The 13,234-nt window shown below is 52.5% G+C and carries 11 protein-coding genes; 7 read left to right on the top strand and 4 right to left on the bottom strand.

Annotation, left to right across the window (positions count from 1 at the left end):
- Nucleotides 1-26 precede the first annotated feature (26 nt).
- The 4 genes from fucR to fucI all read right to left on the bottom strand — a co-directional run bounded on the left by fucR (nucleotide 27) and on the right by fucI (nucleotide 4,534).
- A complete protein-coding gene (gene fucR, locus FDW98_RS01105) occupies nucleotides 27-761 on the bottom strand; it encodes an L-fucose operon activator (protein WP_096755877.1) in 735 nt (244 codons plus the stop codon).
- Nucleotides 762-818: 57 nt separating this feature from the next.
- A complete protein-coding gene (gene fucU, locus FDW98_RS01100; protein WP_096755878.1) occupies nucleotides 819-1,241 on the bottom strand; it encodes an L-fucose mutarotase in 423 nt (140 codons plus the stop codon).
- Between the two features lies 1 nt (nucleotide 1,242).
- Nucleotides 1,243-2,661 (bottom strand): L-fuculokinase, encoded by a 1,419-nt coding sequence (gene fucK, locus FDW98_RS01095; protein WP_096755879.1) that lies wholly within the window; start codon nucleotides 2,659-2,661, stop codon nucleotides 1,243-1,245.
- 97 nt (nucleotides 2,662-2,758) lie between these two features.
- Nucleotides 2,759-4,534 (bottom strand): L-fucose isomerase, encoded by a 1,776-nt coding sequence (gene fucI, locus FDW98_RS01090; RefSeq protein WP_096755880.1) that lies wholly within the window; start codon nucleotides 4,532-4,534, stop codon nucleotides 2,759-2,761.
- A gap of 464 nt (nucleotides 4,535-4,998) precedes the next feature.
- On the opposite strand from fucI, the gene FDW98_RS01085 reads away from it, so the two are divergent.
- The 7 genes from FDW98_RS01085 (at nucleotide 4,999) to fucO (ending at nucleotide 13,168) form a co-directional block, all read left to right on the top strand.
- Nucleotides 4,999-6,498, top strand: a complete 1,500-nt coding sequence (locus tag FDW98_RS01085) for a sugar ABC transporter ATP-binding protein (protein WP_096755881.1) — start codon at nucleotides 4,999-5,001, stop codon at nucleotides 6,496-6,498.
- A 3-nt stretch (nucleotides 6,499-6,501) separates the two neighbouring features.
- Nucleotides 6,502-7,485, top strand: a complete 984-nt coding sequence (locus tag FDW98_RS01080) for an ABC transporter permease (RefSeq protein WP_096755882.1) — start codon at nucleotides 6,502-6,504, stop codon at nucleotides 7,483-7,485.
- Between the two features lie 73 nt (nucleotides 7,486-7,558).
- On the top strand, nucleotides 7,559-8,509 hold the full coding sequence (locus FDW98_RS01075) for an ABC transporter substrate-binding protein (RefSeq protein ID WP_096755883.1): 951 nt from the start codon (nucleotides 7,559-7,561) through the stop codon (nucleotides 8,507-8,509).
- Between the two features lie 53 nt (nucleotides 8,510-8,562).
- On the top strand, nucleotides 8,563-10,143 hold the full coding sequence (locus FDW98_RS01070) for an FGGY-family carbohydrate kinase (protein WP_096755884.1): 1,581 nt from the start codon (nucleotides 8,563-8,565) through the stop codon (nucleotides 10,141-10,143).
- 64 nt (nucleotides 10,144-10,207) lie between these two features.
- A complete protein-coding gene (locus tag FDW98_RS01065; RefSeq protein WP_096755885.1) occupies nucleotides 10,208-11,206 on the top strand; it encodes a LacI family DNA-binding transcriptional regulator in 999 nt (332 codons plus the stop codon).
- Nucleotides 11,207-11,344: 138 nt separating this feature from the next.
- Nucleotides 11,345-11,992 carry an L-fuculose-phosphate aldolase gene (gene fucA / locus FDW98_RS01060; RefSeq protein WP_096755886.1) on the top strand — a complete coding sequence of 216 codons (648 nt, stop codon included), beginning with the start codon at nucleotides 11,345-11,347 and terminating at the stop codon, nucleotides 11,990-11,992.
- A 27-nt stretch (nucleotides 11,993-12,019) separates the two neighbouring features.
- A complete protein-coding gene (fucO, locus tag FDW98_RS01055; RefSeq protein ID WP_096755887.1) occupies nucleotides 12,020-13,168 on the top strand; it encodes a lactaldehyde reductase in 1,149 nt (382 codons plus the stop codon).
- Nucleotides 13,169-13,234 lie beyond the last annotated feature (66 nt).

Below are 13,234 nucleotides of genomic sequence, written 5' to 3'. Positions count from 1 at the left end.
ACGCCCGGGCCGGATGACGCATACGTTTATCCGGCCTGGATTACCGCACCGTCTGTCTGCTGTTCACCCGAAATAATATGCGTGACCTCCTCCAGATGCCCGATCCGGGCCTCGCCAGAACGATCTAACTTACTTTTATCGAAAAGCAGCAATGACTGTGATGCACGCTTGAGCAGAATAGATTTGAACTCCGCGTTGCGGCTGTTGGAATCCCAAAGCGTGCCGCTGCTATCGATCCCGGCACAGGAAAAAATAAACAGGTCGATGTCGAGGGATTTCAACTGAGAAATGAGCGACGGATTCACGTAGCAACCGTCCTTACGCTCCAGCCTACCGCCTGAGCAGATGAGCTGAATATGTTTACGTTTGGCCAGTTCCTGGCAAATGGGCTGACTGTTAGTAAATACCTGGATGTTGATATCCGGCAACTGTCGGGCCAGATACCAGCAGGTCGAGCTGGCGTCCAGGGCTATCACCATGCCTTCTTCTATCCATGTCAGCGCTTCCCGTGCGGCATCGGCTTTATGCGCATGATGGCTGTTACGTCGAATGTGAAACGGGTCGCCGCTGTTTTGATTTTCCCGCTGAATGACCCTGGCGCATCCGTGGCTGCGCAGGACTTTGCCCTGGGTTTGTAGTTCGCTGAGATCGCGGCGGATAGTCTCTTTACTGACGTTCAGCTGCAAAGCCAAAACTTCAGTGGTCAGGTTTTGATGGTGAATGAGCAAGTCTACTATCGCCTGCTGGCGCGCCGCTTTCATGGTCCGATCCTCATCGTTGGATGAATGCCCGCCCCGGACGGGCACCCCGATCAGAGATTACGGTGTTACGCCTTTTTTCAAAAGAATATTTCCGTACTTTGCCCGCTCGCCGGTGATAACGACAGCAAACGCGTTTTGCGCCCGCTCGTAGAATGCATAGCGATCAATGCGCGTGATACCCGGACCGCCCGCTGGCAAGGAGAGCGCATCGCGATACCGTGCTTCGACGCTTGGGTCGAGTGAATCCCCTTCAACGGGCGCCATCATCACCAGCGGCGGAGCGTAACTGTCCAGTTCAAACAACGGAATAATCGCCTGTAGCAGGGCGTCGACCTGCAGGCCGTCGGCGCGGATCACCTGTGGCCCCATGCTGTGCGCGGGAAAATGAGCATCGGAAAAGATAATTTCATCGCCGTGACCCATTTCAGCCAGCACTTTCAGCAGGTCAGGGGAAATTAAAGGCGAAATCGTTTTTAGCATGTCACTCGACTCCTGTGAGTTCGGGTTCAGTTTGCGGATAGAAATAACGGTACTGGTAGTGCACCTGGGCGCGAGCCTGCTCCGGTGAGGTAAATTCCCCAATGCCTGACCAGGCAAACATCGCCGCCCCGGCGACGGTGGTTTCGGCGTCATCCAGCACTTTGATCGGGATACCCAGAACGTTGGCTTTAATCTGATTCCACAGCGCGTTACGACTTCCCCCACCAACCAGCAGCAGCTCTGTCGCCTGGAAGTGACCGATGGTCTCCAGTGTCTGTAGATTTTTCTGCAGCCGGTGGGTGAGTCCCTCCAGTGCTGCACGGTATAAATGTCCCCGCGTACTGTTGAGCGTAACGCCTTGCCAACCCGCGTTCGCGCCGGTGAGCAGATCGCACTGCATTTTTACCCCATCAGCCCCAGCCGGAATGGCGTTGGCTTCATCGATAAGCGTTTGCCACGGCGTATCGGCAGTCCACAGCAGCTTGCGTACCCATTCGAGAACGCCGGAAGCCAACCATTGCATACCGGGATTGTACAGCCCGGCGTGGCTGTCCAGTTCGCAGGTGGAGCCGGAATACTGGCTCAGCAGTGGGGTATTCACCTGCGCGCTGCGCACCATCAAAATTTCCCATGTGCCGGAGGAGAGCACCGGTTCGTCCGGCTGTGCGCCCGCGCCAAAGAGAGCGAACTGTGTATCATGCCCGGCGGAAATGACCGGAATGCCCGTCGGCAGCCCGAGCAATGTTGCCGTGGTGCTTTGCAACGTCCCAATATGCTCGCCTGCTTCGACGAGGCGGGGAAACAGTCGGCGTGGAATGCCGGCTGCCTGCAAAATGTCGGGGCTGAACTCTCGCTGATGGATATCCAGCAGCTGGCTGGTGCCTGCCATGGTGATATCCGTCGTGTATTCACCGGTTAAGCGATGGTTAAGAAGCGAGGAGATAAATAGCCAGGCGTGCGCCCGTTCCAGTAATTGCGGGTGGTTTTCTTTGAGCCACACCAGTTTATACAGGGTGTTAAAGCTGAAGGCGCCGACGCCGGAGATGTCCTGCAACTGCTGTGGTGTCATCAGGCGGCTGATATTGGCCATCACGGCGGCGGTGCGTGGGCATTTCCAGCTGATTACCGGATAAAGCAGTTCGCCATTTTCATCAACCAGCGCGCCGTCTACGCCAAACGTGGTGACGGTAATCCCGCGGATTTGGCGGGTAGACAGTTCAGATGACAGGCGGTGGCAGCAGTCGGCAAAGCGTTGCAGAATGGCATCCAGGGACCACTGATGCCAGGTGCTGTTTTCTGAGGCGATATCACTGGCGTTCGGTGTGGAGGCGCGGGCAACGATTTTTCCCTGACGGTCAACGGCAATGGCCCGCACGTTGGTCGCGCCACAGTCGAGGACCAGTATAACGTCTTGTTTCATAGCCACTCCAAATGTTGCCGGATGGCGCTGCGCTTATCCGGCCTACAAATTTTACAGTTGTAGGCCCGGTAAGCTTGCGCCACCGGGCAGAGTCGCATTAACGTTTATACAGCGGGCCATAGTTCTGGCAGGCGCGATAATCCTGGCCTTCACTGTCCATACCGTGTGCAGCCCAGGCTGAAGGGCGATAGATTTTCTCTTCTTCCACGTTGTGCATACACACTGGAATACGCAGCATGGCGGCAAGGGTAATAAAGTCTGCACCAACGTGACCAATAGTCAGCACACCGTGGTTCGCACCCCAGTTCGCCATTACCGAGTAAACGTCGCTGAATGGACCTTTACCGGTTAAGCGCGGAGCAAACCAGGTCGTTGGCCAGGTGGAGTTGGTGCGGGCATCGAGCTGGTCATGCATGTCTTTCGGCAATTCCACGCTCCAGCCTTCGGCTATCTGCAGCACCGGTCCCAGACCTTTGATGATATTGATACGGGTCATGGTGAACGGCACACCGCCTTCGGTCAGGAAGCGAGAGGAGTAACCGCCGCCGCGGAAGTACTCATGAATAGCCGGGCACCATTCGGTTGCTGCCAGGCAATCATCCACCTCTTGCTGGGAGATTTCCCAGTGCGGTTTCATGGTCGGTTTGCCATCGCTGTCACGCTGTTTGCAGGAGCCGTCCAACGCCGCAGATCCGGAGTTGATCAGGTGGATAATACCGTGCTCAGCAAGGCCAGTCAGCGGATGGCCGGTGACGCGTTGCACCGCTTCCGGTGACCAGTAGGTGCGTACATCGGCAAAGACTTGCGCGGTACCGGTAAGCTGGCGGCCAAACAGCATTGCCACACCGTTCAGACTGTCGTTTTCGGTGGCAACCACATACGGTTCGCGTATGCCGTTCCAGTCAAATGAGCTGTTCAGCAGGGCTTCGGCGGTGTCGCCGTTCGGGTATTGATCGGTCCAGTGACGCTGACCCTGGAAGCCCGCGGCAATGGCGTTGAAGCCCAGCGACTCTTCGACCAGGCCTTTTTCAGCCAGCGTCTTGTTACCCTGCATCATGTCACGGATGCACATTGCCATCAGCAGGCTTTCTTTCAGCACGGCGCGGCTTTGCTCTTCGTTGCGTTTGTACTGTTGGGCGTTCTGATCTTCGCCATAGCGGAAGTTTTTGTCCGCCCACGCCAGCGCAATCTCCAGCTCGGTTTCGTCATAGATTTTTTGGTCAATACGACGACGCAGCTCGGTCATATCAACCGGCTGAACCTTCATGCCCAGCCAGGATTCAAAGAAGTTATGATCGACAATGGATCCTGCGATCCCCATTGAAACGCCGCCCACGGACAGATAGCTTTTACCTTTCATACTGGCCACTGCCAGGCCTGCACGGCTAAAGCGCAGCAGTTTTTCTTCAACATCGGCGGGGATGGTGGTGTCACCCGCATCCTGCACGTCATGACCGTAAATCGAGAAAGCAGGCAGACCTTTTTGGTTATGCGCTGCCAGCGCTGCAGCCAGATAAACAGCGCCAGGACGTTCCGTGCCGTTGAAGCCCCAGATGGCTTTTGGACGCATTGGGTCCATGTCGATGGTTTCGCTGCCGTAGCACCAACATGGTGTCACGGTGATCGTCACGCCGACATTTTGGCTACTGAATTTTTCTTCGCAGGCGGCGGATTCAGCCATCCCGGCAATACAGGTGTCTGCAATTACGCACTCAATCTGTGCGCCACAGGCGTGACGAAGTTTCTCGCTGATAAGCGCAGCAGTGGCTTTCGCCATATTCATGGTCTGTTCTTCGAGCGACTCGCGTACACCCATACGACGCCCATCAATCACCGGACGAATACCGATTTTCGGTAAACTCATTTTGTTCATTCGAGGTTCCTCATCTCACTTTATGCCGTGCTGCAAAAGCGGATGGAGGACACCACTGTCGCAGTTGGCTGAATTTTTTATTTTTGCTAACTCGAGTTAGCTTAGGTATCAGCGAGTTTTTTGCACAACTTTTTTGTTGCGGAACTGTGAGAGGCCTCACGAGAAGTGGTTAAAATTCGATCTGCGTCAAATAAATAAATGTCCGTATTTAAGTTAATTTTCTTTTTAATTAATGAGATACAATAAATTGTCTGTCCAGTGTCACAGTTTTAAACCAAATGATTTGGTTATTTTTTGCAGCTAAAATAGCTTTAAAAGGCAATCGCTAACTCGAGTTAGCAAAAATCATAAAACGTATCTACGCTTTTAAGAAGTATTCGCATTAACGGTGACGATGGCTCCCTGGCAACGCTGTTTTCGCCTGATTTACCGACTGTAGTTTCTGTATATTGAGGAAAGCAGCAATGTCCGAAACATTTTTACAGATGAGTCATATTACGAAACGTTTTCCCGGCGTATTAGCGTTGAGTAATGTTGATTTTACGTTACGCAAAGGGGAAGTTCATGCGCTGCTTGGCGAAAATGGCGCGGGAAAATCCACCTTGATGAAAATTTTATCCGGCGTTTATCAACCGGATGAAGGTAATATTATTTTTGAAGATCAAGCTGTTTCATTCGCGAATCCGTTAAGTGCACAAAAAGCCGGGATCACGATTATTCACCAGGAATTTAATTTATTCCCAGAGTTAACGGTTGAAGATAATATCTTTATTGGCAGGGAATTTTGCAAAAATAACCGCTGGCGTCTTGACGAGAAACAACAGCGCCAGGCAGCTATCGATATTTTGCAAAAATTGAACCTGAATATTGCGCCAGATACGCTGGTTGCCGATCTTACCGTCGCTCAACAACAAATGGTTGAGATTGCCAAAGCTATATCGGTGAATGCCAAAATTCTGATTATGGATGAACCGACGGCGGCGCTGACGGAAACGGAGATCGACAGTTTATTTCAGGTTACCCGTTTGCTGAAAGAGCAGGGTACCGGCATTGTCTATATCTCGCACCGTCTGGAAGAGCTGGCGTTAATTGCCGACCGCGCGACCGTGATGCGAGACGGTCAGTTTATTGCTACCGTCGATTATGATGCGGTAAAAATCAGCGATTTAATTGCCATGATGGTTGGGCGTGACCTCGGGAATATCTATCCGCGTCGTGAGCCCTTGTCTCAGCACAAACCGGTGCTGGAAGTGAGCGGCCTGACGCGCAAAGGGGTACTGAACAACATCGATTTCACCCTGCATCAGGGGGAGATTTTAGGTTTTGCCGGTCTGATGGGCGCAGGGCGTACCGAACTGGCGCGTGCCATTTTCGGCGCAGATCCCATCGATAGCGGTACCATTACGCTAAACGGTAAGGTCACCGTGGTTAAAGATATCCCTGACGCAATCAAACAGGGGATCAGCTATTTAACAGAGGACAGAAAAAAAGAAGGACTGGCATTAGGGTTGTCGGTTGAGCGCAATATTATGCTGGGGAATTACCCGGAGTATTCCGATCGCTACGGCAATGTTGATAGCAAGCGCTGTCAGCAAACCAGCCAGGAGCAGGTGCAAGCCCTGCGAATTAAAACGCCACACCTTGAGCAGGCCGCATTAAATTTAAGTGGTGGTAATCAGCAGAAAATCATTATTGCCAGATGGGTGTGTAAAGACACCGATATTCTCATCTTTGATGAGCCTACGCGTGGCATTGACGTGGGGGCCAAACTTGAAATTTATGAATTGATGAATCGACTAGTGGCAAAAGGGAAATCAATCATCATGATTTCTTCTGAATTACCGGAAGTGCTGGGTATGTGCGATCGCATTTTAGTGATGCGTAATGGTCGTATTACCGGTGAGTTAGCTTCTGATGACGCCACACAGGAAAAAATCATGCAATACGCGACGTTAGAGGATTAATTTATGACTATCTCTGTAACCTCTTCAGACAGCAATAATAAAAAAATTAAAATTAACAAAGAACTTTTAATGCGCCTCGCGCCGCTTTTCAGTTTGATTATTCTGGTGATTTTTTTCAGTTTTGGATCGCCATTTTTCTTTAATACTGAAAATATTATGACCATTGCCCTGCAAACCTCGGTCATTGGCATCATGGCGATTGGCGTTACCTTCGTCATTATCACCTCCGGGATCGACCTTTCTCTTGGTTCCGTGGTGGCGTTTTCAGGCGTTGCTGTCGGTATCTGCGCCACGCTGGGGTTGCCTCTGCCGATTTGCATCCTGGCAGGTGTGTTGGCCGGTGGGCTGTGCGGTTATATCAACGGGCTGTTGGTCACCAAGATGACCATCCCGCCCTTTATTGCCACGCTGGGCCTGATGATGTCCGTCAGGGGCATCAACATGGTGATGACCGACGGCCGCGCGATTTACTTTGCTGATTACCCAGGCTTCAAAATGCTGGCACAGGGCCGCCTGTTCGACGTGCTGCCTTATCCGGTCTTTTACCTGGTGGTGGTGGCGCTGATCGCTGCGTACATCCTGAAGAAAACGGTGATTGGTCGCTATGTTTATGCTGTGGGCAGCAATGAAGTTGCAGCACACCTGTCCGGAATTAAAGTCCAGCGCGTCAAAATCTTCGTCTACGCCTTCTGCGGTCTGCTGACCGGGATTGCCGGGGTCATTCTGGCTTCGCGTCTGAACTCAGGTCAGCCAACGGTTGGTGTGGGTTATGAGCTGGAAGCGATTGCCGCGGTGGTGATTGGTGGTACGAGCCTGATGGGCGGGATTGGCACCATCGGCGGCACGATTATCGGCGCATTCATTATGAGCGTGTTGAAAAATGGCCTCAACCTGATGGGCGTCTCCCAGTTCTGGCAGATGGTGGCAATGGGTGTGGTGGTTATCGCGGCGGTTTATCTCGACACATTACGCAAAAAAATTCGTTGATTTACGCTCCCGGAAGTTGCGGGGCATCATAACCCTGACGTTTAGGGTGACTCACTCAGAACGGAGTACAACAATGAAAACCAGGCATTTTGTCTATGCGTTATCCCTGCTGGCCTGCATGACTTCCAGCGCGTTGGCTAAAGATATGAACCTCCCTGTGGTCAGTAAAGGTTTTCAGCATGAATTCTGGCAAACCGTAAAAATGGGGACCGAAGCGGCAGCGAAAGAGTTGGGTGATAAAACCAGCTATGTAGGGCCGGCGGATGAAACACAAATTGCTGAGCAGATTCAGTTGGTTGAAAACGCAATGGCGCAAAAGCCTAACGGACTGCTGCTGGCGGCGTTAGATGCCAATGCCCTCGCACCGCTGGTGGAAACCGCCAATTCACGGGGGATTAAGGTTGTGACCTTTGACTCTGGCGTGAATTCCGACATTCCGGTCAGCTTTGTGGCAACCAATAACCGTAAAGCCGGCGCAGAAGCCGCCGATGCGCTCGCCGCTGAAGTGGGCAGCAAAGGGAAGGTCGGTATTATTGCGCACGTGGCCGGTACCTCTTCTGCAATCGAGCGTTCGGAAGGGTTTATTGCCCGCATGAAGGAAAAATATCCGGATATCAAGGTACTGCCTGTTCAGTACAGCGATGGGGATCCGCAAAAAGCGATGGATAAAACCATCGATATGATTCAGGCCAACCCGGATATTGCCGGGATCTATGGCACTAACGAAGGTTCAACGCTGGGTGTGGCGAACGCCATTGATAGTCAAAACCTGAAGGGCAAAGTGAAGGTGATTGGCTTTGACAGCACCGAAGCGATTATTGCTTTCCTGAAATCCGGCGTTATCCAGGGCTTTGTGGTGCAGGATGCTTACCAGATTGGCTATCAGGGGATCAAAACGCTGAACGCCGCCGTGTCGGGTCAGGCTGTGCCAAAAGAGATTGATATCCCGGTTAAATTCGTGAGTGCGAAGAATATTGATACGCCGGAAATCGATAAATTATTACATCCATTCGGTAAAAAATAAGACCGTTGGGGCGACACGTTCGCCCCATTTTTAGCCAGTGTCAGGGAGTTACTATGAGCAGTGGATATTTCCTCGGTGTGGATGTCGGTTCCGCCAGCGTCAGGGCCGGTGTCTTTGATGCCAACGGTACGCGGCTGGCCTTTGCGACATTACCTATCTCGCAGTTTCGACCCGGTCCGCAGCGGGTAGAGCAATCATCCGCTGAAATCTGGCAGCAGGTGTGTCATGCGGTGAAAGATGCGGTGTCGTCAGCGGGGGTTCCCGTCGAGGAAATTCGTTCACTGGGATTCGATGCCACCTGCTCTCTGGTTGCTCTCGATGAACAAGGGCAAGGGTTGGCGGTTTCACCCGGTGAATCGCCTGACCATAACATCATCATGTGGATGGATCATCGCGCGGCAGACGAGACCAAACGCATTAACGCCACGCAGGATCCCGCCCTGCGCTATGTTGGCGGCGAAGTCAGCGTCGAAATGGAATTGCCTAAAGTGCTGTGGCTGAAGAATCATTTTCCTGCGACGTGGCAGCGCGCGCATCGATTCTACGATCTGGCGGACTTCCTGGTCTGGAAAGCGACCGACAGCGATGTAGCGGGTCTGTGCACCCTGACCTGTAAATGGAACTATCTGGCGCACGAACAACGTTTTAGTCATTCGTTGCTCGATGCCGTTGAATTAACAGATTTACTCAGCAAAATCCCGTCGCGTATTTTACCACCGGGGGCCGCCGTTGGTACGCTCAGCCCTGAAGCGGCGCAGGCGTTGGGACTGACCACGCATGTTGTGGTTGCCAGCGGGATGATTGATGCGCATGCAGGCGGTGTGGCGCTGGCCGGTGCTCAGCCTGTGGGAACGCTGGCGTTGATCAGCGGCACGTCAAACTGCCATATGCTGTGCAGCGAAGAGGAAATTCATACACCGGGCGTATGGGGACCGTACTGGTCCGCGATGCTACCCGGCTACTGGCTGACCGAAGGCGGGCAAAGTGCCGCCGGGGCGTTAGTCGACTGGACGCTTCAGGAGTCAGGTGCCAGTGCGGACCTGTATCGTAAGGCCGAAGCGCGGGGTTGCCATCCGATAGTATTGGTCAATGAATGGGTGGCTGCACTGGAGGAAAATGAAGCGGAACCAGGGCGCAACTTACATGTGTTGGCCGATCATCATGGCAACCGCTCACCGCGTGCGCGACCGGATGCTCGCGGCAGCGTATGTGGCTTGACCCTTGAACGTGGCGAGCGGCAGGTTGCTCGCTTGTATCTGGCAACATTACAGGCGATTGCCTGCGGTACGCGGCACATTATGGAAGTGATGCGCGAAAATGGACACACTATTTCACGACTGACGCTGTGCGGAGGAGCAACGCACAATCCGCTGTGGCTACGTGAGTATGCGGATGCGACCGGATGCGATATCCATTTGATGCAGGAAGAAGATGCGGTGACGCTGGGTGCGGCGATTACCGGTGCGGTTGCCTGCGGGGCGTGGGCAAATTTCCCGGCGGCTTGTCAGGCGATGGTGACGCCCGGTGAGGTTATCAAGACAAACCCTAAGCGTCAGGACTTTTATGCCCGCAAATATCAGGTGCATCTGACTATGTGGGGGCAGCAGCAGGTGCTTAACCAACTGATGCTGTAAGACAAATGTTTAAAATACTTTTATGATTGTGAATTGACGTTTTAGATGTGAACTGGGGCATATAATGGCTAAAACAGTAGAACAGATAGCCAGCGATCTGAATTTATCGGTGACAACCGTGCGACTGGTGTTGAATGGGAAAGCTGAGCAATATCGTATCAGCGTTAAAACCCAAACGCGCATTAATGAATATGTTGAGCGTTATGGTTATGTCATCAACCATTCAGCGCGCAGCCTTAAACTGAATAAAACGGATACGCTGGGGCTGATTGTGCCCAATATTTCCAACGTCTTTTTTGCTACGCTCGCTGAAAAACTTGAGCAACGCTGTCGTCGTTCTGGATATCAGTTAACGATTAGCTGTACTTATGATGATGTTGATTACGAGAATAAATTAACCAAAGCGTTAATTGCCCGTAATGTTGACGGACTTTTTATTGTCCCGTCAACGCTCGAAAACCAGCAGCATCATTTACGCCAGGTTAGAAAACCGATGGTGTTACTTGACCGTGATTTTAAGTACACCGATAACGCGCTGGTAGAGAGTCATAATAGTTTAGGGGGCGAAAAGCTAACGCAAAGTTTGTTCGATGCGGGAAAATCACCAATCTGGTTTTTGGTGGGCGATACCGGGCTGCCCAGTATTGGCGACCGTTTACAGGGGTATCTTAACGCATTGAGTAACAATGGTATTTCCCATCATGATTGGGTGCGTGAAGGTCCGGATAACACGCCAGATGGTGGCTACCGGCTAATGGAAAAACTGATCGCTGAGCAGGGATGTCCTCAGGCATTTATCGCCTCGTCATTACCTGTGCTGGAAGGCGCCATCGTCGCTATTCGCAATCGTTTTGGCGTTATTCCACCTGATATTAATATCGGCACATTCGATGAACATCCGATGCTGGGATTCCTCGCCAATAATGTCTGGTCAATGCAGCAGGATGAAAACGTCTGGGCGGAAAAAGCCTTCGACATGATGATGAGTGCGATTGAAGACCAGCCGATTAAAGAAACGGTAAAAGTACCGATGAAGCTCATTAAGCGTGTAAGACAAAAATAAACTTTTTTAATAATAAATCAGCTAACTGAACCTGAATAAAAATTCAGTGGCTGCTCATATCTGAAACCTGACCCGTCTTACTCTGCGGCTGTATTTTTCGCAATCAAGACGAGGGGAAACTGTACCCGGAGAATTATGATGGAAAGAATGCGTTTGTCGCGAGAAATCATTGAAACCTGCCTTGAAATGACCAGCCTGGGGCTGAATCAGGGAACGGCGGGAAATGTGAGTGCACGTTATGAAAATGGAATGCTGATCACACCCAGCGGAATTCCTTACGAAAGACTCACGGAAAATATGATCGTGTATGTAGACAACGACGGTAATTACGATAAAGGACAATTACCGTCCAGCGAATGGCGTTTTCACCTTGCAGCCTATCAGACGCGGCCAGAGGCTAATGCGGTTGTCCATAATCATGCGATCCATTGCACCGCGGTATCGATTCTCAACCGTCCTATCCCGGCTATCCATTACATGATTGCTGCTGCCGGTGGAAATTCTATTCCGTGTGCGCCGTATGCGACGTTTGGTACACGTGAACTGTCAGAGCACGTGATCGTGGCGCTGAAAGACCGCAAAGCAACGCTGTTGCAGCATCATGGGCTGATTGCCTGCGAGGCGAACCTGGAAAAAGCACTGTGGCTGGCGCATGAAGTGGAAGTTCTGGCCCGCCTTTATCTGAGCACATTAGCGATCGTCGATCCTGTTCCGGTGCTGGATGATGAAGAGATTGCCATCGTGCTGGAGAAATTCAAATCCTACGGATTACGAATTGAAGAGTAATTTCGCAAAGCGAAAAGGAGAAATACGATGGCGAACAGAATGATTCTGAATGAAACGGCATGGTTTGGCCGGGGAGCTGTTGGGGCGTTAACCGATGAAGTTATTCGTCGGGGATATCGTAAGGCGCTGATTGTGACCGATGCCAACCTGGTACAGTGCGGTGTGGTCGAGAAGGTGACATCGCGGATGGATGCGGCGGGGCTGGCGTGGGAGATTTACTCCGGCGTTATCCCCAATCCCACCATTGCAGTGGTACAGGAAGGGCTGGGTGTCTTTGAGCAAAGTGGCGCAGACTATCTGATTGCCATTGGCGGTGGCTCCCCGCAGGATACCTGTAAAGCGATTGGTATTATCTACAATAACCCTGAGTTTGCCGATGTGCGCAGCCTTGAAGGCTTATCGCCCACGCGTAAGCCAAGCGTACCGGTGATGGCTATCCCGACGACGGCAGGGACGGCGGCAGAAGTGACCATTAACTACGTGATCACCGATGAGGAAAACCGGCGCAAGTTTGTCTGCGTCGATCCGCATGATATTCCGCAGGTGGCATTTATCGATGCCGATATGATGGACGGTATGCCTGCGGCGTTAAAGGCGGCTACCGGCGTTGATGCGCTGACCCATGCCATTGAAGGTTACATCACCCGTGCGGCCTGGGCGTTGACGGATGCGCTGCACATCAAAGCCATTGAGATCATTGCCGGGGCGCTGCGTGGCTCCGTCGCCGGTGACAGCAAGGCCGGTGAAGCCATGGCGCTGGGCCAGTATGTTGCCGGAATGGGCTTTTCCAACGTTGGCCTGGGGCTGGTTCATGGTATGGCACACCCGCTGGGGGCGTTTTATAACACGCCGCACGGCGTCGCCAACGCCATTCTGCTCCCGCATGTGATGCAGTACAACGCCGACTATAGCGGGGACAAATTCCGCGATATCGCCCGGGCAATGGGCGTGAAGGTGGAAGCATTGACGTTGGACGAGGCGCGTAAAGCCGCCGTGGATGCGGTGTTTGCGCTTAACCGTGATGTGGGCATTCCGCTGCACTTACGTGATGTTGGCGTGCGTAAAGAGGATATCCCGGCGCTGGCGCAGGCAGCATTCGATGACGTGTGCACCGGTGGTAATCCGCGTGAAGCGAGCCTCGGCGATATCGTTGAGCTGTACCACACCGCCTGGTAATCACCTGGCGTTTATCCGGCCTACAGTGTGATTGATTTGTAGGCCGGGTAAGGTGTTTACACGGCC

The organism is Citrobacter sp. wls711 (genome assembly GCF_005281055.1).
In the GTDB taxonomy this organism is placed as follows: domain Bacteria; phylum Pseudomonadota; class Gammaproteobacteria; order Enterobacterales; family Enterobacteriaceae; genus Citrobacter; species Citrobacter gillenii.
This window is presented reverse-complemented; position numbering and strand designations above follow the sequence as displayed.